The sequence below is a fragment of the Bradyrhizobium sp. LeoB3 genome, from assembly GCF_055456055.1.
Window position 1 is genome coordinate 1 of sequence record NZ_JBVBEF010000100.1, and the last position, 21,063, is coordinate 21,063.

Annotated in this window: 21 protein-coding genes and 2 pseudogenes; 12 read left to right on the plus strand and 11 right to left on the minus strand. The window is 60.8% G+C overall.

Annotated elements, in window-relative coordinates; all coding sequences use genetic code 11:
• Nucleotides 1–64 precede the first annotated feature (64 nt).
• Together ACZXDY_RS37295 and tnpA are read left to right on the plus strand one after the other, a co-directional pair.
• Nucleotides 65–319: a hypothetical protein gene (locus ACZXDY_RS37295; protein WP_464348976.1), complete on the plus strand. Its 255-nt coding sequence runs from the start codon at nucleotides 65–67 to the stop codon at nucleotides 317–319.
• Nucleotides 320–406: 87 nt separating this feature from the next.
• Nucleotides 407–817 carry an IS66-like element accessory protein TnpA gene (gene tnpA, locus ACZXDY_RS37300; RefSeq protein ID WP_464348977.1) on the plus strand — a complete coding sequence of 137 codons (411 nt, stop codon included), beginning with the start codon at nucleotides 407–409 and terminating at the stop codon, nucleotides 815–817.
• 322 nt (nucleotides 818–1,139) lie between these two features.
• On the opposite strand, the gene ACZXDY_RS37305 is transcribed toward tnpA, so the two are convergent.
• The 10 genes and pseudogenes from ACZXDY_RS37305 to ACZXDY_RS37350 form a co-directional block, all read right to left on the minus strand.
• Nucleotides 1,140–1,400 carry a hypothetical protein gene (locus ACZXDY_RS37305; RefSeq protein WP_464348978.1) on the minus strand — a complete coding sequence of 87 codons (261 nt, stop codon included), beginning with the start codon at nucleotides 1,398–1,400 and terminating at the stop codon, nucleotides 1,140–1,142.
• Nucleotides 1,401–1,458: 58 nt separating this feature from the next.
• Entirely contained in the window at nucleotides 1,459–1,716 is a 258-nt protein-coding gene (locus tag ACZXDY_RS37310) for a hypothetical protein (protein ID WP_464348979.1), read from the minus strand.
• Nucleotides 1,717–3,905: 2,189 nt separating this feature from the next.
• Nucleotides 3,906–4,475 (minus strand): annotated as a pseudogene (locus tag ACZXDY_RS37315) (ATP dependent DNA ligase); the annotation flags it as partial.
• A gap of 104 nt (nucleotides 4,476–4,579) precedes the next feature.
• On the minus strand, nucleotides 4,580–5,242 hold the full coding sequence (locus tag ACZXDY_RS37320; protein WP_464348999.1) for an SOS response-associated peptidase: 663 nt from the start codon (nucleotides 5,240–5,242) through the stop codon (nucleotides 4,580–4,582).
• Between the two features lie 11 nt (nucleotides 5,243–5,253).
• Entirely contained in the window at nucleotides 5,254–5,700 is a 447-nt protein-coding gene (locus ACZXDY_RS37325) for a hypothetical protein (RefSeq protein WP_464348980.1), read from the minus strand.
• Between the two features lie 2 nt (nucleotides 5,701–5,702).
• A pseudogene (locus ACZXDY_RS37330) lies at nucleotides 5,703–6,114 on the minus strand (hypothetical protein).
• A gap of 128 nt (nucleotides 6,115–6,242) precedes the next feature.
• Entirely contained in the window at nucleotides 6,243–6,695 is a 453-nt protein-coding gene (locus ACZXDY_RS37335; RefSeq protein WP_464348981.1) for a hypothetical protein, read from the minus strand.
• 143 nt (nucleotides 6,696–6,838) lie between these two features.
• Nucleotides 6,839–7,342, minus strand: coding sequence for a hypothetical protein (locus ACZXDY_RS37340; protein ID WP_464348982.1), 504 nt, complete (start codon nucleotides 7,340–7,342; stop codon nucleotides 6,839–6,841).
• Nucleotides 7,343–7,921, minus strand: a complete 579-nt coding sequence (locus tag ACZXDY_RS37345) for a hypothetical protein (protein ID WP_464348983.1) — start codon at nucleotides 7,919–7,921, stop codon at nucleotides 7,343–7,345.
• 19 nt (nucleotides 7,922–7,940) lie between these two features.
• On the minus strand, nucleotides 7,941–8,252 hold the full coding sequence (locus tag ACZXDY_RS37350) for a hypothetical protein (RefSeq protein ID WP_464348984.1): 312 nt from the start codon (nucleotides 8,250–8,252) through the stop codon (nucleotides 7,941–7,943).
• A 107-nt stretch (nucleotides 8,253–8,359) separates the two neighbouring features.
• Here ACZXDY_RS37350 and ACZXDY_RS37355 point away from each other — a divergent pair, with 107 nt between their 5' ends.
• From ACZXDY_RS37355 to ACZXDY_RS37365, 3 genes are all read left to right on the plus strand, one after another.
• Complete coding sequence (locus tag ACZXDY_RS37355) at nucleotides 8,360–9,286, plus strand: exonuclease domain-containing protein (protein WP_464348985.1); 927 nt, start codon at nucleotides 8,360–8,362, stop codon at nucleotides 9,284–9,286.
• 74 nt (nucleotides 9,287–9,360) lie between these two features.
• Complete coding sequence (locus ACZXDY_RS37360) at nucleotides 9,361–10,776, plus strand: SNIPE associated domain-containing protein (protein WP_464348986.1); 1,416 nt, start codon at nucleotides 9,361–9,363, stop codon at nucleotides 10,774–10,776.
• Nucleotides 10,777–11,482: 706 nt separating this feature from the next.
• Entirely contained in the window at nucleotides 11,483–11,716 is a 234-nt protein-coding gene (locus ACZXDY_RS37365) for a hypothetical protein (RefSeq protein WP_464348987.1), read from the plus strand.
• A 1,212-nt stretch (nucleotides 11,717–12,928) separates the two neighbouring features.
• On the opposite strand, the gene ACZXDY_RS37370 is transcribed toward ACZXDY_RS37365, so the two are convergent.
• Entirely contained in the window at nucleotides 12,929–13,558 is a 630-nt protein-coding gene (locus ACZXDY_RS37370) for a TetR/AcrR family transcriptional regulator (RefSeq protein WP_464348988.1), read from the minus strand.
• A gap of 186 nt (nucleotides 13,559–13,744) precedes the next feature.
• Here ACZXDY_RS37370 and ACZXDY_RS37375 point away from each other — a divergent pair, with 186 nt between their 5' ends.
• The 7 genes from ACZXDY_RS37375 to ACZXDY_RS37405 all read left to right on the plus strand — a co-directional run bounded on the left by ACZXDY_RS37375 (nucleotide 13,745) and on the right by ACZXDY_RS37405 (nucleotide 21,061).
• Nucleotides 13,745–14,932 (plus strand): ABC transporter substrate-binding protein, encoded by a 1,188-nt coding sequence (locus ACZXDY_RS37375; protein WP_464348989.1) that lies wholly within the window; start codon nucleotides 13,745–13,747, stop codon nucleotides 14,930–14,932.
• 65 nt (nucleotides 14,933–14,997) lie between these two features.
• Complete coding sequence (locus ACZXDY_RS37380) at nucleotides 14,998–15,855, plus strand: branched-chain amino acid ABC transporter permease (protein WP_464348990.1); 858 nt, start codon at nucleotides 14,998–15,000, stop codon at nucleotides 15,853–15,855.
• Nucleotides 15,852–16,802: a branched-chain amino acid ABC transporter permease gene (locus ACZXDY_RS37385; protein WP_464348991.1), complete on the plus strand. Its 951-nt coding sequence runs from the start codon at nucleotides 15,852–15,854 to the stop codon at nucleotides 16,800–16,802. The genes ACZXDY_RS37380 and ACZXDY_RS37385 overlap by 4 nt, the downstream gene beginning before the upstream one ends.
• Nucleotides 16,799–17,557 carry an ABC transporter ATP-binding protein gene (locus ACZXDY_RS37390; protein ID WP_464348992.1) on the plus strand — a complete coding sequence of 253 codons (759 nt, stop codon included), beginning with the start codon at nucleotides 16,799–16,801 and terminating at the stop codon, nucleotides 17,555–17,557. The genes ACZXDY_RS37385 and ACZXDY_RS37390 overlap by 4 nt, the downstream gene beginning before the upstream one ends.
• The gene (locus ACZXDY_RS37395; RefSeq protein ID WP_464348993.1) at nucleotides 17,554–18,255 is read left to right on the plus strand and encodes an ABC transporter ATP-binding protein; all 702 of its coding nucleotides are present in this window, start codon (nucleotides 17,554–17,556) and stop codon (nucleotides 18,253–18,255) included. Before ACZXDY_RS37390 ends, ACZXDY_RS37395 begins: the two co-directional genes overlap by 4 nt.
• Before the next feature lie 9 nt (nucleotides 18,256–18,264).
• Nucleotides 18,265–19,500, plus strand: coding sequence for a thiolase family protein (locus tag ACZXDY_RS37400; RefSeq protein ID WP_464348994.1), 1,236 nt, complete (start codon nucleotides 18,265–18,267; stop codon nucleotides 19,498–19,500).
• Nucleotides 19,501–19,510: 10 nt separating this feature from the next.
• On the plus strand, nucleotides 19,511–21,061 hold the full coding sequence (locus ACZXDY_RS37405) for an AMP-binding protein (RefSeq protein ID WP_464348995.1): 1,551 nt from the start codon (nucleotides 19,511–19,513) through the stop codon (nucleotides 21,059–21,061).
• The last annotated feature ends 2 nt before the right edge of the window (nucleotides 21,062–21,063 follow it).

Here is a 21,063-nt window from a genome sequence, read left to right on the forward strand (position 1 = left end):
GATGGATTGCGAATGCGGTAGGCTAGCACCAATTGACTTGGCGACCACAGGTGAGTGACTGCAAATGTCCCTGCTTTTCCATCGTGCCGTCGAGCACATGGAAATATGGAGCGCCAGCAGCGACGGCTATTCATTCGTGATCAGCTTCGAAAGTCTTACCGGCCCTGGCTTTCGCGGAAGTCCCGGCTATGTCGCGTCATGGCGCCCGTTTGAACAGAGCCGTGGCGCGATCAAGGTCGTTGGCTCGCCCTTCAAAACTTTTGCCGAGGCGGAGGCCGCCTGCACAACTATGCTAAGTTATCTAGCCAGCGAAAATTGACGCGCAGCCCGTTCGGCTCCGGCACATACGTATCCGTTCGGGGAAGGCCGCCTTGCGGAATGAGGCGTGTTGTTGAGAACTGTCCTTATGGACAGTGATAGGGGCAGTGCCCAAGTCGAACGGCTTGAGGTGGTGGACACGGGCCGGCGGCGGCGCTGGTCCGGGGATGAGAAGCTCAAGATCGTCCTGGAGAGCTTACAGGCGCCGCGCCAAGTCGCGGCAACAGCGCGGCGATATGGCGTTTCGCGCTCATTGCTGCTGCGATGGCGACGCTCGTTTCAGCCTGAGCCAAAGGATGTCGCCCATCAACCCGGCTTCATACCGGCGATGGTGGTCGCGGAATCAGGGCCGACGCCCTGTCCAGTCGCGCCGGCCAGCAGCGGCGGGTGGATCGAGATCGAGTTTGCTGCCGGGGCTCGGATGCGGATCATGGGTACGGTCGCCGCGGCGACGCTGAAGGCCGCCGCGGCGGCGCTGGCAGATGGACGCCCACGGTGATCCCCATCGCGTCGGGCGTGCGGTTGTGGATTGCGACCGGCCACACCGATGCGTCGCGGCATGAACTCGCTGGGCTTGCTGGTGCAGGAAGCCTTCAGGCGAGTAGGGCGCCCCGGTTGGTTCCTCATTTGGAACCAGCGACCAATACCCGTGCTGGGACGTTGATGGGCATCACCGCACGGCTCTTGGTATCTATGGGAGAACGCTCGATAACGGTAGCGCTCCCGCCCACTCAGGCATAGGGAGTAGCGCTATGCTTAAGCGGCATCACTTCAAGGTGACTCAAACACTCGAAAATCGTCTGATCGAAGAGGCCAAGTGCCTACGCGAGGAAGCTAAAGCGCTCCCACCTGGCCATGAGCGGGACCAAAAGTTGCGGAAAGCGCGTCACGATGAAACCGCCGCTCACGAGGAGGACACTGACCGCGAGACCGTGCTGCGTCACCTGATGGAGGGCCAGTACCGCAACCCCATCCGGATCCAGCGAAGGCTGGTCGCAGGACGCCGCGGAGGAGATCGCCGCCGAGCTGCGCCAGCGCTGCGCGGAACGGCGCGAAATTCCGGAGCAATTGGCGGCGTTCATCGGGCGCTATAGCGAGCCGTCCGCGATCCAGCTGGCGCTGCCGATGCGGCTGTAGCCTTCAAGTCCGGTGCGGTGTTTGCGTTTGTGATACGCTGAACCGCCACAGCGCCGAACGGCCCTTGCCTTCACGCGCGACCATGCCGGCTTTTTCCAGCCGCCACAGACTTATGAGAAGCGAAGAGACTTTGCCGGGCAGCGTTTCGTGAACGGACACGTCATGGCCGAGTTTCAGCATTTCCCGGACCATGGCTTCTGCTGTCATCGGCCCGTGCTCGGCAAGGATTTTGCGTACCACTACCAGCCGCGTGCTGGTCAATTCATCCCCCGTGAAAGTAGTCGTAACGCGCTATCGCCAGAACATCCCAAGCGCGACCATCAACGCAACACTTTAGCGCAATGAAGATAAACGCTGCCGCTTGCTCATTTGTTTCGACTGCCCCGCCGCAGACCAAAAGAAAGCCCCCAGAAGAGGGGGCTAGTCATTCGGGTTTAAGAGCAGCTGACAGAGAAACGGCACTTTTCTCCACCAGCACTGGTAGGGTGCCATGCCGACCGGGGGGATCAATTACCTAGATTAAGAAAGCCACCACGGTGACCTGGATGTCAGGCGCGGATTGTGCCGTTGGGCCTTACGGCATCGGCCTTGGCGGCCATGCGGCTGGAGGGCATCGGCATGGGTGCGGGGAATAGGTGCTGATGCGAGCGGGCGGCTCGTCCCAAAGGCGGGCCTCTCTCTTTTGACCATGGGCCGTGGGGCTGGTGATCGGTGTTGTGACGGGAGTGCCCCGACGCCAACCGTGCAGGATCAACGCCGGGGCGTGCCGTCTTTCGGCCGACCACTGGGGCTGGGGGCTGTAGGTGATCGGCGAGAGCCAGCGCCGCACGATAAGCACGCCGACGCCGCAAGGGCAGCGCAGTTTGTGCCGCCGTCCCGGCGTTTTTAGGTTATACCCCGATATGATCTCATTTCGCCGCGCGAACAGCGGGCTGCGCGCTATCGCCAAAACACAGCAAACGCGACCATCATTGCCGCCGCCACACAGCGTGGACAATGTAGGGCATGTCGCGTTTCTCGCGCGGCGTCATCATCATGTCCCGTCGTTCACTTAATCCGAACCAGCGCTTGCGCATCCGTTTCCGTCGATAGGCGAGAGCGCTGCCCCGACGCGACTTTCGTGGGGGAGCACGCCGGGGCTGCGCTTCCTCTTCGGCCGACCATTGGTCTGGAGGAATCGAGATGATCGGCCAGGAGGTTGCACGCCGAGCCAAGCGCCGCGTGGGCAGGAAGTCTGTCCACTTCTGCACACAGATGGCGCAGAAATTCGTGAGATCAATAATGTGGGTTAGGATCGGACGACGGTGGGGCTGGTGATCGCCCCCGCGGGGCGGCTCTTAACCCAGGTTGTTGATCGCGCCGGTCGGCATGGCACGGCTTGCGCGCCGGTTGGAGAAGTCCCGTTTCTCCTCCAGCGTTTCAGAGCAGTAACTTCGACAGCCTCCGAAGGGAATCCCTTCGGGGGCTCTCTTTTGATCGGCTTAAATCAGTTGAATTGCTCCCGCCATCGACGTAGCACCATGCCTTCCCTCCGGAATTAGCTACTGCAGACCTCGCTCCAAGGATGTATATTTCACAGCTCACAATTCGGGCTGGGGATGTGTCATGCTGGACACTGACCGTTTTTTCACCGCGTTCGTTCTCACGGGCGCTCTCACGACAGTCATGACAGTGTTTGCTCTTCTCGCGTTTTGAGCGAAGTCTTGGCGATCAGACCCACGTCTCCACGACCTGCGGCTCGTCGTCGGCCGAGTGCGACCTGCAGTGCAGGCCTGCAGCTTCGAACGCGTAGCGCAAGATTTTCAACCTGCGGTCCGACCGTACGCAGCATCACGGTGGTGGGCTGCGGCACCTCGCTGCCGCTAGCTTCGAACAGGCGTGACGTAGCAGCCCGGGAATTCCATCTGCTTCGATCACCCTAGACTTGCTAGCAATGACTCACTCCAGGCAGGGCCGAGCGCGGCATATTCGATAACGTCGGGCGGGGGCGGCGTCGCAGCGTATCGTCGAAAGAAGGCAGCGAGGCTAATGCTTTACGGGCGGGGTCTCATCGAGGACCTTGCTCACGTCCGGTTCGTCGATGCCCTCATCGTCAGGCCGGTTGCACTTCGCATGGCATCCCCGCGCTGCACTGACAGCCGAGCTCTTCACTCCAGGCGAGTTTCGGATGGTTCTCGCAGACCCAACCGAGGCCCAAGCAGATCGGACACTTAGGATTCGTCACGCGTTCCCCATCGATAATGGCTTGACCGGGGATGCCAAGGGCACCGGCGATGACCGAGAAGCGTTTGGTCCAGTCCAGGCGGTTCGAGTGTAGGCCTTCGCCTTTCCCTTATTCAGATGGAGCTGGATCCGTCGTAGATATCGCGCCTGGGAATCCCGGCCTTGAATGGAATAGCAAGCGAGATTTGCCCCTGCACTGCCGCTCGTCAGGAACTTCCGGCGGTCCATCATAGATCCTCCCGCAGGCCTTTAAAGAATGGGTGCCGCACCTTGCCCGCGGCCGACTTGGCGCGGTACTCGATTTCGGCCAGCAGCGACGGCTCAACCCAGATGCCCTTGTGCGCGATCCGCTTGGTGTAGGGTTGCGTCTTCCGGATCAGCGGCGTCAGGCGCTTCCGCAAGTCGGCCGCGGATGCCTTATCGAAGCCGTGGTCGACCTTGCCGGCGTAGATCAGCTCGGCGCCCTTACGCCGGCCGAGATAGATGCCGTCCCATTTTCCTTCGTCCAGGGCGAAGCCGGCGATCGTCAGCGTCTCCCGCTGCGCGCACGGCTTCTTCAACCAGTTGCGGCCGCGGCCTGAAACGTAGGGGCTGTCGGCGATCTTCGAGACGACGCCTTCATAGCCGGTCTTGCAGGCGTGTTCGAACATCGCACGGCCGTCGACTTCGAAGCTCTTGCTGAACTGGACATCGGTGCCGGCGATCAGGTTTTTCAGGGCAGCCTTGCACGTGGAAAGCGACAGCTTCCGCAGGTCGTGGCCGTTGAGGTAGAGCAGGTCGAACGCGACCAGCACGATTTTCTTTAGATCAAGGCCAGCCGCCTCACCCCAACCGGGTGGGCGCCACTATGCTGATGTTTCCTGACACCAAAACACGGTGCGGGCCAAACCGCAGGCCGGTGTCAGGCTGCCAGCTTGTCTTCTTTGTCCGGCCCTCTCAGGACGATCTTGAGCGCATGATCCGGCAACGGACGCTGCAGCGCTTTAGCTTCATCCCACGGTGCGCGGAGCCAGACGTCGCGTTCCTCGTCGGTCGTCAGGACCACGGGCATCGCCTTGGGGTGGATCGGCGCGACGATCGCATTCGGCTCGGTGGTGAGGAAGCCATAGACGAGATGAAGACCGGGGACCGGTTTCGACTTGGTGCCCCGGTCACCCTTGAACTCGGTCCAGATCCCGGCAAACGCCGTAAGCGGCCGATCGTCGTTCAGCGCGAACCAGACCACGTCCTTTTTCTTGGTAGCCGGGTTCGGCTCCGGCGCGTATTCCGCGAAGCTGTTGAAGGGGACGAAGCAGCGGTTCTCCGGCTTCAGCCAGCCGCGCCAGTGCGGCGAGCTGGTATTGCGGATGTTCGTCACAGGCGGCCCGCCGGTCCGCGGCGGTGGCGGCATGCCCCAGCGCATCAGCACCAGCTCACGGCCGTCGCTGGCATTGCGCACCACGGGCGCCGGATAGTCCGGGAAAACGCCCAGCATCGGCGGCAGGTTGCCGACGTAACGGTTGAGGACACGGAACAGCGCAGCGATGGCAGCTTGGTTGGTGGTGATCGAGTAGAGGTTACACATACAGACGGTGCTCACTCTTCCATTCGACTATGGCCGTCAATGAAGTCGAAGACCATGCGAAGAAACCCATCGGTCAAGATCGACACAGTCGGAGGCATCCCAAGTTCCGCAGTTCGCGCCTTCTGGGGATATCGAAACCTATGTTCAAGATGGTGGGGAGACATGTCGTCGATCAGTGCATCCATCCTTGGGAGTAGCTGAAATCCAGCCTGTCGCGTTAACTCCCTCAAGTGCTTCAGATCATGCGAATGAAACCATTTAAGAGACCGGTCAACCTTCCGATGCTCCAGCACTGCCTTCAGCCCGTTTTCGAGCGCAAAGCCAATCAGCGCGTAGAAAGGAACAACGAGGCCGTGGTTATCCGTCCAGTTTACTGAACGGGCAATCAGTCCCGCTGCCTCGGAAAACGAGACAGCATACGCGATAGTGTCGATTTCGTCGCTTGGTCGATCAATCACGGTTACCGCTCCCCAGGCCACCACGTCGATGGCGGATCGCTCGCCGTGATCTTGTTCGGCCGCAGCGCCACCAGATGGCTGCGCTTGTAAGGATAGCCGCGCTACTCCGAGCACAGCTTGCAGCGCATGTAGCGCTCCTTCGTGAATTGGTGTCGTCTTCGCTCGGCGGACGATGTCGAGCGCGACCGTCTGGTGCGTGTTGCAGCCCAGGCATTTGACCTCCAGGTAGAGGTAGCCGGCATTGAGCGCATCCCCGAGAGTGGGGGAGGGCTGGGCAGGGCCCTGGAAAGCCAGCATGCGCTTGTTCCAAGCCTCACATGCCAGTTTGTCCGCCTGCCTGCGGGCCTCGGCCGCACGCTCGGCTGAGGCGCGTACAGAGGCTCCGTAGATGCTCTCTCGGGACTTCGTACCCATGCCCTGAAGCATCGCGCCCGGGCGTCGCCAGAGCAAGCCGCTAGGGGTTGTGGATTGACGTGGAAAAGGAGGCCAAGGCAAGTCCAAAATCCGAGACTGGCTTGTGCCCATGTTTCGCCCCGGCAGCATTAGTCCCGGAACCTGATCGACTTGTACCCGATACTCCATTCGAGCTTACGCACATCGTCGATGCGCTCGGAAAGCTCCGGCGCTGCCCAGCAGACACCGTAGCCCTGTTGTGGCGGGATGATGTGGTCGTCATCGTAGGAGTGGAAGCGGGCCAAATCACTGCTTCGTTGCGGCCGCCGCGCGACAAAGGTGAACGAAACCTTTTCAATCGTGCGCTCAGAGTTGTTCCCAACGATCACGTGGAGCGGCCACTTATCGTCCGCGCATTCCTTACGATCCGTCGAAATGATGAGCTCCACGTTCCGGATGTGCCGATCGTGTATGTACCATCCGTAACCGTAAAGGCTGGCCCAGGTGACAATCGCGAGTCCAATGAGCGAGCCGCTCGCGATGAGAACCCATTTGAAAATCAGCCACGATATCTGGCGGAACGCTTCGACAGCCTGAGACATGCACCCCCCACGTAAGTATAGCCGCAGTCTTGCTCCGATCCATTCGTCCGTGGTCAACTTTGGGCGAAATCTAGCGCGAGGGCTAGGCATCGTCCGTCACATGCCAGCTACCTCTACAAGTGGGTGCCGCCGGAGGAGGATCGTTACGAAGATGGCTTCAAGAATCCCTTGATCATGTCGTCCAGATCGCGCTTTCGGATCGCAATGGCCAGAGGTCGGTCAACCTTCCAGATACGAGGTTGGGCAAACTTCCATCGAAGGTCGAGGCGCAAATAGTTATCCGGATCGATCTCGTCGTAGTTGCGCGGATTGAGAATCGGTAGATAAGCTTCGGCACCAGGACTAAGGCAGACAACTGACTGTCCTCGGACGAGAGTGCGCACAATTCCATGAATCGAGTTATCCCTAGCTATACGCAATTCGGTTGCGCTTCCATTCTCCCAAGCAACGAGAATCGGTCGGTCGCTGACATTCTTTACAAATAGGAATGGATCTACGTGCTGGCTTACATCGGTCAACGGGCGTGCGACAACAATCGCGATTGGGAAATGCTTGATGTAACGGTCCCACACCACGAACCCGGCGGTCAGGATTCCAACGACAGAGCCGATCGTTTTTACAAATTCGAGAAGTCCGTCGCCGATCATCTAGTCCACTCGTTGATGCGCCTTCATGTACGGCCCGAAAAGTCGGGGGTGCTCTTCATAGAACTTCGTTACCGCCAGGAAGTGTTGGTGCCGGTTCTTGACCCATCCGGGACGCTGAGGATCCAACTCGTTTTCCATAAGCGTGTTTGCTAAGTCTAGATCAATGAGGTGGATCCGCAGCGCGTTCAGATATCGCTGCACTTCTTCGCCAAAGAAATAGGGTGCCCGGTCAATCGCTTTATCGTAGCGGAAGAGCACGTCGTGAGGGGCCCGCCCGGAGCGCGTCACTTCGCCGATGACGCTGCGAATCTCTTCGAAGATCGATAGCCGCTTCTCGAAAAGATCAAGGACGATTTTCTCGTTCGACGTTTTCCAGTTTCTTTCGGCAATGTCCGCTTGGGTCTTCGCAACGGCAACCTGGCTGATCCCAATGCGATAAGCTATCCAACCCGCCGTCCCTGCAGCGAAGACGGTCGCAACGGGGCCAGCGACGTCCGTCACGTTTATGGACTCACCAAGCAACATGGCGATTACAGCCCATATTGCCGTGGAGAGGAGCGCACCCAGCAAGAGCTCCACCGACGATCGTCCCATCATTTTACCGCGTAATTCGGATGTCTCCGGCGTCCGGCGGAAGCGTGCGTTCGCCATCCAAGTCATGATGCGGGAGAGGGGCGCCAATGCCGAACAGGACCATGCCGCCGATCCAGATCAGAGCTGTGGCAGCGAGATAGGCAGACGTCCCCACTCCGATCGATCCGGTCAGCCCCATTAGCGAGCCGCCGTTGAAGACCAGGCCGATGCCGCCCCAGAACCAGAAAAGGACCGTTAGCAGCCCGCGACCGCTCCCGACGCGGCTTCGCAGCCGAAACGTCGGCTCCCATTTCTGGTCGTCCGAAAATAGCCCCATATCACTTCCCCAAGCGTCCGCGCTATCCAACCGCAACCGCAGGGCGAGGGCAAGCCGACGTTCGTCTTATCCAGAGGTGCTTGCGACGGGCGACGATTTGCTCGATCTTGGTTGAGGGCAAGCGGGGGCGTGCGGTGGGGGTTTCAGGTTTCATTGCTTTGGACGTTGAAACGGCCAACGCCGATTCGGCCAGCATCTGCTCGATAGGACTGGTGCACTTTCGGCAGAATGAGGTTTTCAAGTCGCTGACGATCCTGGTCGATCCGCAGGACTATTTCGATCCGATGAATATCTCGATCCACGGCATCAGGCCGGAGGACGTCGCCGGCAAGCCAACGATGGAGAAGGTGCTGCCGGTCATCAGCTCGGTGCTCGAGGATACGGCGATCGTCCACCATAGCGCATTCGATCGGACGGCGCTGGTGCGGGCGGCCCAGAAATACGGAGCCAAGGGCCTCCCCTGTGTGTGGGTTGATACTCTGCAGGTCGCTCGCCGGAGTTGGGAGCACTTCCGAGAAGATGGCGGCTATGGCTTGGCCAATCTGGCTCGAGCGTTCGGCATCGATTTTCGACATCATGACGCCTCCGAGGATGCTCGGGCAGCCGGTCTACTGCTTCTCCGCGCCATTCGCGATCGCAGCAAGACCCTGCAGGACTGGGTCGACGAGATCGGGTATCAGTCGACAAGCGAAAATGCGGTACCGCAGCGAATAAATCCGGCCGTAGCGCGCAGACAGAAGGTGGCTCGCGACGGGAATCCAGATGGGCCCCTCTGGGGTGAAACCATCGTGTTCACCGGCGCCTTGCAAATTGCGCGATCCGAGGCTGCTTTAGCCGCAGCCGAGGCCGGTTGCACGGTGGCAGATTCTGTAACGAAAAAGACCACCATCCTCGTCGTCGGCGATCAGGATCTCCGGCTTACCAAGGGCCAGGAAAAGACCTCAAAGCATCGGAAGTGCGAGAGTCTGATAGCAGCCGGCGCGGCCATTCGGATCGTTGGCGAGAGCGATTTCATGCTCATGGTGGGGCATTAAGCAGAGCGCCTTAATCGAGCGCTTCGGACTTCGCGCGAGCATTCTTTGAACATAAAGCGATTTGGGAGGGGGTCTTGGCAGGATCACCCGACTTTAGCGAGACCATTCCATGGTGGGGCGCACGCAAGTTTGCGCGTGGCCTTCAGAAAAAGCTTGAAGCGCTCGGCCAGGAACTCGCGACTGAGAAGGCAAAGACCGACAGACTAGCTGAAATCGCACAGGACCTCGTTAGAGATGCGAAGGAGCTTCAAGCTGAGAATGAACGGCTCAAATCTCAGATGCGGGACCTCGAGTTATTGCCGATCGTCGAATTAGAGAAGAGGCGCGCAGATCTGGTCAGCGAATTGGACGATCTGACTAATCTTATTGCGTCTGAGCGAACATCGATCGAGCAAGAGCGTGCGCTGCTGCAAGAGCAGGTATCCAGTGCCCGAAAAACGATCGTCGAGACGCGCGAGATCGCTCTTCTTCAGGAGGCCGGGATCTATGAGTATAATCATCCGCTAAGGGATGTTGTTGCCTACGAAAGCGCATTGAAGCGGCTCGACGATGCGATCAAGGTTGCCGTTAGGTCCGACGGCGGCGCCATACAGTCCGCCACAAGCTGGACGGTAAACGGTTCTCAGTCTGAGGGAAGGAAGATGGTGCGCGAGATGTCAAAACTTATGTTGCGCGCCTTCAACGCAGAGGTTGACGCGATCATCCGCGCGCTCAAGCCCTACAAGCAAGAAAGTGCCATTGAGCGCTTGCGAAAGGTGGAAGAAACGATTCGACTACTTGGACAAACCATGCAGATACAAATTTCGCCAAGCTATTTCCAATTGCGGGTCGACGAGATCAAGCTCACATGCGACTTCCTTCAGAAGGAGGCTGAGGAAAAGGAGCTTGAGCGTCAAGAGCGAGAGCGGATGCGGGAGGAGCGCAAAGCCCAACAGGAAATGGAACGGGAGCGAGCTAAGCTGGAGAAGGAGCGGCGGCACTATGAGAATGCTCTGGAAGCGCTGATGGAGAAGGGGGACCAAGAGAGTGCTAATCGCGTAAGAGAGCATCTAAACGAAGTTGCGAAGGCAATGGAGGAGGTGGACTTCAGAGCCGCAAACACTCGTGCCGGATACGTCTACGTGATCTCTAACGTCGGCTCGTTCGGCGAGAAGATGGTCAAGGTTGGAATGACGCGGCGACTAGATCCAATGGATCGCATTCGCGAGTTGAGCGACGCATCAGTACCGTTCAATTTCGATGTCCATGCTCTATTCTTTTCGAAGGACGCAGTGGGAATTGAGGCGGCCATGCATGATCGATTGGCCGGCGCGAGAGTGAACGCTGTCAATCAGCGCCGAGAGTTTTTCCACGTGACGGCTACGGAAGCGAAGACGCACCTTGCCGAGTTGGCCGGCGAATTGTTGCAGTTCAACGAAACCGCGGAAGCGCTAGAATATCGCCAGACCCTGAGGCTGGCGCAGAGTGCGAGCAGGAGCATTGCCAGGTAGGGGTGCGCCCGATTTCATCACTCACGGGCATCTACTTTTCTTTATGCGAGCGCTCCATTTGCGTGCGGATAGCGGCGGCCTTGGCGGCAGTATCCTCCGATCCCTCAGAGGCGTTCTCAGCCGTGCACTTCGTTGTGGGAGGATTTCCACACTCCCGGCCGAGTGCTTCCCACCCCACGCACTTTCCGGCCTTGCTGCGATATCCTGGACCACCTCTGTCGCCGCAAGCGGCGAGTGCCGGGTCGGCACCTTCCGGCGTGATCTTCACGTAGGGTTGGCTCTCGCGCATAATAGCCTGCCGCGGCTTAGCGCGCGCTCAGTGCCGCCAGCCCTTTTCATCGAAGGCTGTCGTGGAGCCCTTCGGAAGACGTGGAGCTTCGCCGGTTTCCGGGACATTGCAGGCCGGGCAGGGCGCGCCGGCCCCGCCGCAGCCGGAGGTGCTCACGTGGTTCTCGCACACCCAGCCACTATCCTCGCACAGAAGGCACTTCATCTTATGTTCCAAGGCTGGAACACATTGGGGCAGAGGATGTTAAATCTTCAGTCCCAGTCCGTCGTCCGGGAGCGCGGGGGACAAAATTCATTTGCGAGGCAAGCAATTATGAATGGCATTTGGATGTCTCGGTGGAGATCATTTTGCAGAGAGATGGCGTCGAATGCGCGAACCATGGGTATCGGGGGATACGCCTTAGTAGGCATCCTACTGATGTTGCTGGCCGCCGTGATTGTCCTTGCGATCATGGGGTGGTCGTCGGCTGAAGAAGCAGATGTTACTCCCTTCGGATATTTCGCGATGGCAATCGGGATACTGTTTTCTCTGGTGTTTGGTATCGGATTAATGGCTCTGCTCTTTTACAGCAGCCGCGCGGGCTACGACGAGCCCGCCAGGCTCGTTCCGCCCGACACTGGCGAAAATCCCGAGTCTCGAACGCAAGATTGACCTTAGAACGGATTTGTCTGCGTAGGCTGATCGCGCTCCTGTTTCTTTGGCGCCAGGTTAGGAACGGACCTTTTATGGCGAAGTTATGTGGGGCACACACGATCCTTAACCGTGAAGTGCAGGTCGCGCAAACAGCAGCTCGGTCTACCCCCGGCCGGGCTGCTTTATTTTCGTCATTGGGTGGTGTCCGCAATTAACCCTCGGCGTTAGCTTTGTCCTAATTTGGGTTTTTGAACCAAGCGGCCGGCCATTCAAACATCCTGATATCGCCAGGCAGCCTCACTTGGCGCCCCCCTCTCGGCGAACAACTCCGCACCGGCCGGCGTGATCCCTAGGCCTCATTCGGATCGTTGGCTGGGTCGATGGGCATCGCACGGCTCCAGGCTTGGGTTCCGGTGGAAAGGGAAAGGGAGAGGGAGCGGTGGGCCGGTTTCCATCACGTTTCCCTCTGACATCCACCTCGATTTGCCCCCAAAAAAATTGTCTAATCGAATTGTACCTTACCCGTTTTTATCGCACCAAACGTGCCGGGCCGCCGTCCTAACGGATTGAAACTACAACAACTGCGAGTAACCTCCGAGCGCACCATAAGATCGCAACTCGCGGCCTTGGATCACTCGATTTGTTGTCGGACCGTGGCGTGCGCAGGCTCGTTTATCGCAGACCCTGGCCAGACCGTTTCCTGTGATTCCGAATTCCTCGGCCTGCCGGATCATTGGCCTATCCAATCCATCCGGTACGCTCTTCGCGTGCGACGCGCCGCGCATGCAAACGTATCGGTATTTCCACCGTTGTTCGCTCCTAGCCAGGTGTTAGTCGGGAAAACGCTGGCCCAGCTTGCTCTTGACGAGAGAGGGGCTGCAAGCCCTTGGAGCCGTGTGAGCCAAACCCATCAGACACTCGACGACGATCGCTGGCTACAAAGGCCCACTTGGCCGTGCGCACAGTTGCCGTTTCCTAGGCGTCAAGTCGGGGAGCAGGACACGAATTTCGAACGTCGTCGTTCGGGGGTGGGGACGACAGCTGACCGATCCGGTCATGTCGCCAATGATGGTGATCCGAGGATTGCAGATGGCCCGAAGCAAACGCTGCGTCTGCGCCCGGCGGTCCAGTTTGAAACACTTGTAGATACTGGCCACGAAAATCGAGCCGATCAAGCACCTCTTCGTGAAGCACGCGATGACCGGCGAGGCAACGCGCTGTGCTGACGACCTATCTCATCGCCTTGCGGAAGACGGCGAAGATGGCAGCCGTAACCTCGTCTGGCGTGGATGGGCCCGTGTTTGAGAACCATTGCGGCGCCCAGTTGAAGGCGCCGAATATCGCGACGGTAAACATTTTTGGATCGTCCACGCGGATGGTGCCGTCCGCGCGGCCTTCATCGAGGATCTTTTGAACTTCAACCTCGAATTGCTTCTTCAGCGAGCGAAGCCGGCGTCTCGATTGCGGATTCAGCGAACGATCGCTGACGAGCGCCAGGCACACGCCGAACTCCGATAGAATGAGTCTGCCGTACATTGTGAAAAATCGTGCGAGGCGATCGATAGCCGAAAGTGGCTCGTCCTGATCGCGAGACAGAGCGGCTTTGAGGTCGGCGAGAGCCGTGTGCGCCACCTCATAGAGCAGGTCTTCCTTGCTATCGATGTAGTAGTAGATCGTCGGCTTGCTCACCTGCAGAGCTTCAGCAATCTGATCGATCGTCGTTTCGTGAAAGCCACGATCGGCGAAGAGGACCGCAGCCTGCTTCAGAATGAGACGGCGCTTCGCGTCATGCTGTTCTTGGCGCAGGTCGGCGCTTTCCCAAATGTTGGGACGCTTTCTCCCAATGAGCTTTTTCGACATTCGAGCACTTCCCAAGTTGCGACGACGCAGGGGCGGCATACCGTCGCGCTGCGGTTTCAATGCACATTTCTTAGGTTTCGATCAAGCCGCAGTTGACCGATCCCCTCTCGCTTGACATTTACTGAAAGGTAAGAGATAGCCTACCCGCCAGTAAAACGAAAATAAGCGTTAGTTTTGGGAGGTTTCATGCATCGTCGAATGTTTCTGATGAGCTCCGCCGGCGTGGCGCTTTCGGCTCTGGCTCCTGCATCAGGTGTGCAGGCTGCGGACGAACCAGCCGATTTCCACATCGCCGGCATTCTGGCTTTCTCCGGAGCCTACGGCATCATCGGCAAGGACATGCGGCAGGGCGTCGAGCTCGCCATCGCCGACCGCGGGGGCAAGGTGCTCGGCAAGCCGATCCGGGTCTCTTGGGAAGACGACGAGACCAAGCCGCAGCCCGCCGTTCAGAAGGCGACGCGCCTGCTCGCGGGCGGCGCCCAGATGATGTTCGGCGCCGTCGGCTCAGCTTCGACGCTGGCGCTGCAGGGTCTGGCTGACCAGCGCAAGATTCCGCTGCTCGTGACCATCTCGGCGGACGACAAGATCACCCGAACCAATGGTTCGCGCTATACATTCCGCACCTCGAACACGCTCGGCATGGAAATCCGCATGTGCGTCGAGTTCGCGAAAGTGAAGGGGCTGAAGAAGATCTACGGCGTGACCGCCGACTACCAGGCGACCCGCGACGGCTGGGATCTGTTCGTCGCCGAGGCGAAGAAGGCTGGCATCGAGATCGTCGGCAACGACTATGCGCCGCTCGGCAACCGCGACTACTCGGTCATCGTCGACAAGATGGCCAAGTCGGACGCCGACGGCATTGCCGTCATCGTCACCGGCAACGACGCAGTCACCTTCCTCAAGCAGTCCGGCCAGGTCGGTCTCAACAAGACCAAGACCCAGTTCGGTCCGGTGCTGCAGGACGAAACCCTGGCTGCGGCCGTCGGTCCCGCGGCTGTCGGCGTTTATTCGGGCGTGCGCTATCACTTCACGGTCGACAATCCCGCCAACAAGAAGTTCGTCGAGGCCTACCGCGCCAAATACAACGAATGGCCGTCGAGCTTTGCCGGCGAGGCTTACGACGGCATCAGCTGGTGGCTCGATGTGGTTGAGTCCACCGGAAGCTGGGATCGCGAGAAGTGGGTCGATGCCTTCGCCAAGAGCACCCGCGAGAACTCGCTTGAGGGCAAGAAGGTGATGCGCGGCTGCGATCACCAGGCGGCGCAGGTCGGCCTGTGGGGTATCGTGATCGAAGGGCAGGCGCCCCTGCCGCCGCTGACCATGAAGATCACCGACGTCTTCGACGCCTCGAAGCTGTTCGACGTCTGCTCGTGAAACGAAAGCGTGTCCCGGCGTCGGGACACGCCTCACTCCTTGTCTATGAACCGCGGACCAATGGCGTGTCGACGATCGTTATCGGCCTGAGCTTGAGCTTCCTGCTGTTCCTGCTGGCGGCGGGCCTGACGCTCATCTTCGGCATGCTCGGCGTGATCAATTTCGCCCACGGCGCCCTCTATATGCTGGGCGCCTATGTCTGCTACCAGATCGTCCACTGGACCGGTTCGTTCTGGATCGGGCTGGCGTTCGCGCCGCTGGTCGTCGCTGCGCTCGGCGCGGCGATGGAGGTGATCACGCTGCGGCCGGTCTACAATCGCGATCATATTTATCAGCTGCTGCTGACATTCGGCTTCATCCTGGTGATCGAGGAATCGGTCCGCCTGATCTGGGGGCTCGACTACAAGCAGGTGCCGACACCGGCGCTGTTCTCGCAGCCGATTGCGCTGTTCGGCAGCCAGATTCCGTCCTATCGCCTGTTCATCATCGGCTTCGGCGCCCTTGTCTCCGTCCTGCTGTTCCTGCTGCTCGACCGCAGCAAGCTCGGCATGGTGATCCGCGCCGCGAGTTCGGACTCCGAAATGGCCCAGACACTCGGCGTCGATGTGGCGCGGGTGCGCACCGCGGTGTTTGCGCTCGGCTCGGGGCTTGCCGCGCTCGGCGGCGTCGTCGCGGCGCCGCTGGTGCCGATCGAACTCGGCATGGGTTTTAGCGTGATCATCGATTGTTTCGTGGTGGTGATCATCGGCGGCCTCGGCAACATCAAGGGCGCAATCCTTGCCGCGTTGCTGCTCGGCATGGCGCGCGCGGCCGGATTTACCTATGCGCCGGAGTGGGTGGAGCTGATCACCTTCGTGCTGCTCATCGTCACCCTGATGACCCGCCCATCGGGCCTGTTCAGCCGCAAGGGACGTGCGGCATGAGCATGTTCCGTCTCGATCAGATCCTGATGGCCGCCGTCGTCGCTGCCATGATCCTCTTTGCGACCGTCTCGACCAGCGAAGAAAGCCTGAACCTGATCAGCCTGATCCTGATCTGGGGCCTGTTCGCGATCGGCTTCGACCTGATCTTCGGCATGGCCGGCATGCTGTCCTTTGGCCATGCCGCGATGTTCGGCGCGGGCGGATATGCGCTGGCGCTGCTGGCGCCGCAGTTCGGCTTCGTGCCGTCGCTCCTGGTCGCCGCCGTGGCCGGTGCGGCGCTGGCTTTCCTGCTCAGCATCTTCGCGCTGCGCGTCTCGGGCCTATTCTTCTCGCTGCTGACATTGGCGTTGGCACAACTCGTCTACATCCTGGCCAGCACCAAGCTGCGGGCGTTCACCGGCGGACTCGACGGCATTCCCGGCGTTCCGCGGCCGGCCCTGTTCGGCATCGACTTCTACAGCAACCGCAACTATTTCTTCTTCCTCGTCGTGGTGTTCGTGATCGGCGTAGCGATCATGGCGCTGTTGCGGATCTCGCCGTTCGGCAGTGCGCTGAAGGCGGTCCAGGCCAACGACGTTCGGGCCGAGCAGATCGGCTACAACGTGCAGCGGCTGCGCCAGTGCGCCTTCATGATCTCTGGCGCCTATGCCGGAATTAGCGGCGCGCTGCTGGCCTCGCTGATGTTCTATGTCAGCCCGCAGATGCTGCACTGGAGCACCTCCGGCGACGTGCTGATCATGACGCTGCTGGGCGGCAAGGGCACCTTGCTCGGGCCGGTGCTGGGTGTCGCGGTGTTCGAAGTGCTGAAGGAAGAGTTGAGCCAGTTCACCGAGCACTGGTACGGAATTCTCGGCATCGTGTTCATCCTCTGCACGATCCTGCTGCCGAACGGCATCGCAGGTCTGTTCGCCGCACTCGGGCGCGCCAGGAAAGGTGCGCCGAAATGAGCACGGCCAACGGAATCTCCCTGCGGTGCGAGAATATCCAGGTCGCGTTCGGCGGCCTCAAGGCGGTCGCGGGCGTCAGCCGCAGCTTCCAGTCCGGACGGATCTACGGGCTGATCGGTCCCAACGGCGCCGGCAAGACCACGCTGATGAATGCGCTGTCCGGCCACGCGACATTGGCCGCCGGGCAGGTGATCCTCAACGGGCGGGACATCACGAAACTTTCCGTTCACGCGCGGACGCGCGCCGGCCTCGGCCGCAGCTTTCAGATCACAAAAATCTTTGCCGGCATGACGGTGCTGGAGAACCTGAAGCTCGCGGCGTTCGCGCACCTGTACCGGGTGCAGCCGTTCTGGTTGCCGGCCGGCCGTTTCGCCGATGTTCGGCAGAGCGCCGAAAAGGTCCTCGAGCAGATCGGGCTCGAACGTCTCGCTCACGCGCCGGCGGAGAACCTTTCGCACGGCGACCAGCGGGCCCTCGAGGTCGGTCTCGCATTGCTCAGCGATCCCAGCGTGCTGCTGCTCGACGAGCCGCTCGCCGGTGTCGGCCATGAGCGCCTCGAGCAGGCAATCGAACTGATCCGGCGGATCGTGGCCGGGCGAACCGTGCTGCTGATCGAGCACAACATGGACGTCGTGATGCAGATATCCGACGAGATCGTCGTGATGGTGCAGGGGCAATTGCTGGCGTCCGGCTCGCCGGCGGAGATCAAGGTCAATCCGGCGGTGCGCGCCGCCTATCTCGGGAACGACGAATGAGCGCGCTGGCCCTGCAGGATTGCGACGTCTTCTACGGCAAGGCCCAGGCGCTGCATCACGTCTCGCTCGACGTCGTCGCCGGCGAAGTCGTCTCGCTGATCGGCCGCAACGGCGCCGGGAAGAGCACGCTGCTCAAGGCCGCGATCGGTCTCAATGCCGTGCGCAGCGGGCGGCGGATGATGGGCGATCGCGACGTCACCGCGCTGAAACCCTATGAACTCGGGCGGCTGGGGCTCGCCTTCGTTCCGGAAAACCGGCGCATCTTTCCGAACCTGACGGTCGAGGAAAACCTGAAGATCGCGACCGTGATGGGTCGCAAGGGGCCGTGGTCGCTGCAGCGGATCTACCAGCTTTTCCCGCGGCTTCAGGAGCGCGCATCTCAGGGCGGCGATACGCTCTCCGGCGGCGAGCAGCAGATGCTGGCGATCGGCCGCGGCCTGCTGACCAATCCGGAAGTGCTGCTGCTCGACGAGCCGACCGAGGGGCTTGCGCCGCTCATTGTCGACCAGCTGATCGAGGCCATGCGCATCATCAATGCCGAGGGCATTGCCATGCTGCTGGTCGAACAGAACCTGAAGGTTCCGCTCAAGCTCGCACGCCGCCAGTTCGTCATAGACAATGGCCGCGTGGTCTGGTCGGGTACGACCGCTGAGCTGCAGGCGGACCGCGCCCGTATCGAGTCCCTGATCAGCGTCTAGGAGGAAACCATGGCCGACGTCTACATCATCGGGGTTGGCATGACGCGGTTCGGCCGCTACCTCGACGACCGGCTGGAGACGATCGCGCGCGGGGCGGTGGAAGAGGCGCTGTCCGATGCCGGTGTTGGCCGCGAGGATGTCCAGGCCGCGTTCTTCGCCAACACTGCGCAGGGCGTCGTGGAGGGGCAGCACCTTGTGCGCGGGCAGCTCGTTCTCCGGGCGCTCGGTTTCGAAAGCATTCCCGTGATGAACGTCGAGAATGCCTGTGCCAGCGCCTCAACGGCGCTCAATGCCGCCTTCTCCTACATTGCGTCGGGGCAGGGCGACATCGCGCTGGCGGTCGGCGCGGAGAAGATGAATTCCAAGGACCGGGAAAAGTCCTTCGCCATTTTCGACGGCGCCTGGGATGTGCACGATGTCGACGGCAGCGTCCGCCGCCTGACGACGCTCAGCAAGGACCTCGCGTTGCCGCCGGGTGCCGGCCAGAACAGCGGCAAGCGCAGCGTGTTCATGGACGTCTACGCCTCGCTGGCGCGCTATCACATGCATCGTTTCGGGACCACGCAGCGCGACATCGCCGAGGTTTCCGCGAAGAACCACCGGCATTCGTCGCTGAATCCCAAGGCGCAGTATCAGGACGCAATGACTGCCGACGACGTGCTGGCGGCCCGCGAAGTATCGTGGCCCCTGACGCTGCCGATGTGCGCGCCGATCAGCGACGGCGCCGCCGCGGCCATCGTTTGCTCCGCGGAGAAGGCGCGCGCGCTCGGCGCGACGCGGGCAATCCGCATCGCCGCCTCGGTGCTGGCTTCAGGCTCCGACCGCGAAGCCGACGATCTGGAGCGGCATCTCTGCCGGCTCGCATCCAACCGTGCCTACGAGATCGCCGGCGTCGGCCCGGCTGACATGTCGATGGCCGAGGTCCATGATGCCAGCGCGTTTGCGGAACTGCACCAGGCCGAACTGCTCGGCTTCGCCCCGATCGGCGATGGCGGCCGCCTGGTGCGCGACGGCGACACCACGCTCGGCGGCCGGATACCGATCAACGTCTCCGGCGGCCTCGAGTCGCGGGGGCATCCGATCGGCGCCACCGGCCTTGCGCAGATCTACGAGCTCGTCACCCAGCTTCGCGGCGAAGCAGGCGCGCGCCAGGTCGAGGGAGCGCATCACGCTATTGCCGAAAACGGCGGCGGCTTCCATCATTACGAGGAAGCGACGGCCTGCATCACGATCCTCGAACGTTGAGAACCGACTCATGCGTCTGATCGATTTTTTCGACCGCGGCGTCAGCATCAATCCATCGCGTACCTGCCTGAAGGATGCGACGGTCTCGCGTACCTTCCGCGAGGTACAGCTGCGCAGCTACCGGATCGCAAACGCACTTGCATCAGCCGGCCTGAAACCCGGCCAGATGGCCGCGGTCTACTGCCCCAATGGAGCAACGGCTTTCGAGTGCATTCTGGGCATCATCCGCGGCGCCAGTATCTGGGTGCCGATCAACGCTCGCAACTCCGCGGAGGACAACGCCTACATTCTCGACAATTGCGACGTCGAGGTGCTGTTCTATCACAGCGAATTCGAAGCCAACGTACAGGTCTTCCGCAAGGAGTGTCCGAAGGTCCGCCACTATATCTGCATCGACAAGGCCGGTGCCGACGCGCCGTTTCTGATGGACTGGATAGTGGATGCGCCCGAGACGGATCCAGACGTACCGGCGGATCGCGACGCGCCGATCTCGGTGTTCTCTTCGGGCGGCACCACCGGCCGGCCCAAGGGCGTGCTCTGGACCCACCTGGTCTGGGAAACCATGATCTCGAACTTCTTCACCTCGATGCCGGTGAAGAAGCCGCCGGTCCATCTGATCGTGGCACCGATGACCCATGCAGCAGGCGGCGTCGGCATCATGCTGATGGCCGTTGGCGCGACGCAAATCATCCTGCCGGGCTTCGACGCCGCCGAGGTGGTCAACGCCATCGAGACCGAAGGCGTGACCCATATGTTCCTGCCGCCGACGGCGATCTACATGCTGCTCGCGCATCCCGGCATCAAGCAGCATGATTTCTCCTCGCTCGAACACTTCATCTATGCCGCCGCGCCGATGTCGGTCGACAAGCTGAAGGAGTGCCTCGACGTCTTCGGACCGGTGATGTCGCAGACCTTCGGCCAGGCCGAGGCGCCGATGCTGTGCACCTTCCTGTCGCCGCAGGAGCATCTGGTGATCGGCGATCCCGACAAGGAGAAGCGGCTGGCGAGCTGCGGCCGTCCGACGCTGCTGACGCCTGTCGAGATCATGGACGATGACGGCAACCTGATGCCGACCGGCGAGCGCGGCGAGATCGTGGTGCGCGGCAACCTGGTGATGCCCGGCTACTACAAGAACCCCGAAGCGACCGCAGAGGTATCCACTTTCGGCTGGCATCACACCGGCGACATCGGCTTCAAGGACGAGGACGGCTACGTCTATATCGTCGACCGCAAGAAGGACATGATCATCTCGGGAGGGTTCAACGTCTATCCGAGCGAGATCGAACAGGTGATCTGGGGGCACCCCGCGGTGCAGGATTGCGCCGTGATCGGCGTGCCCGACGAGAAATGGGGCGAGGCGGTCAAGGCCGTCATCGAACTGAAAGACGGCGCGAGCGCCGAATCCGACGAGATCATCGCGCTCTGCAAGAAGAAGCTTGGCAGCGTGAAGGCGCCAAAGTCGGTGGAATTCTGGGACAGCCTGCCGCGCAGCCCGGTCGGCAAGGTCCGCAAGAAAGATATCCGCGAGACCTTCTGGAAGGGACGCACGCGCGCGATCTGAAC

What these genes read in the sequence shown, in the direction of transcription:
- ACZXDY_RS37295 (WP_464348976.1), top strand. Translation starts at nt 65, where the DNA reads ATGTCCCTGCTTTTCCATCGTGCCGTCGAGCACATGGAAATATGGAGC.
- tnpA (WP_464348977.1), top strand. Translation starts at nt 407, where the DNA reads ATGGACAGTGATAGGGGCAGTGCCCAAGTCGAACGGCTTGAGGTGGTG.
- ACZXDY_RS37305 (WP_464348978.1), bottom strand. Translation starts at nt 1,400, where the DNA reads ATGAACGCCGCCAATTGCTCCGGAATTTCGCGCCGTTCCGCGCAGCGC.
- ACZXDY_RS37320 (WP_464348999.1), bottom strand. Translation starts at nt 5,242, where the DNA reads ATGTGTAACCTCTACTCGATCACCACCAACCAAGCTGCCATCGCTGCG.
- ACZXDY_RS37335 (WP_464348981.1), bottom strand. Translation starts at nt 6,695, where the DNA reads ATGTCTCAGGCTGTCGAAGCGTTCCGCCAGATATCGTGGCTGATTTTC.
- ACZXDY_RS37340 (WP_464348982.1), bottom strand. Translation starts at nt 7,342, where the DNA reads ATGATCGGCGACGGACTTCTCGAATTTGTAAAAACGATCGGCTCTGTC.
- ACZXDY_RS37350 (WP_464348984.1), bottom strand. Translation starts at nt 8,252, where the DNA reads ATGGGGCTATTTTCGGACGACCAGAAATGGGAGCCGACGTTTCGGCTG.
- ACZXDY_RS37365 (WP_464348987.1), top strand. Translation starts at nt 11,483, where the DNA reads ATGTTGCTGGCCGCCGTGATTGTCCTTGCGATCATGGGGTGGTCGTCG.
- ACZXDY_RS37370 (WP_464348988.1), bottom strand. Translation starts at nt 13,558, where the DNA reads ATGTCGAAAAAGCTCATTGGGAGAAAGCGTCCCAACATTTGGGAAAGC.
- ACZXDY_RS37375 (WP_464348989.1), top strand. Translation starts at nt 13,745, where the DNA reads ATGCATCGTCGAATGTTTCTGATGAGCTCCGCCGGCGTGGCGCTTTCG.
- ACZXDY_RS37385 (WP_464348991.1), top strand. Translation starts at nt 15,852, where the DNA reads ATGAGCATGTTCCGTCTCGATCAGATCCTGATGGCCGCCGTCGTCGCT.
- ACZXDY_RS37390 (WP_464348992.1), top strand. Translation starts at nt 16,799, where the DNA reads ATGAGCACGGCCAACGGAATCTCCCTGCGGTGCGAGAATATCCAGGTC.
- ACZXDY_RS37395 (WP_464348993.1), top strand. Translation starts at nt 17,554, where the DNA reads ATGAGCGCGCTGGCCCTGCAGGATTGCGACGTCTTCTACGGCAAGGCC.
- ACZXDY_RS37400 (WP_464348994.1), top strand. Translation starts at nt 18,265, where the DNA reads ATGGCCGACGTCTACATCATCGGGGTTGGCATGACGCGGTTCGGCCGC.
- ACZXDY_RS37405 (WP_464348995.1), top strand. Translation starts at nt 19,511, where the DNA reads ATGCGTCTGATCGATTTTTTCGACCGCGGCGTCAGCATCAATCCATCG.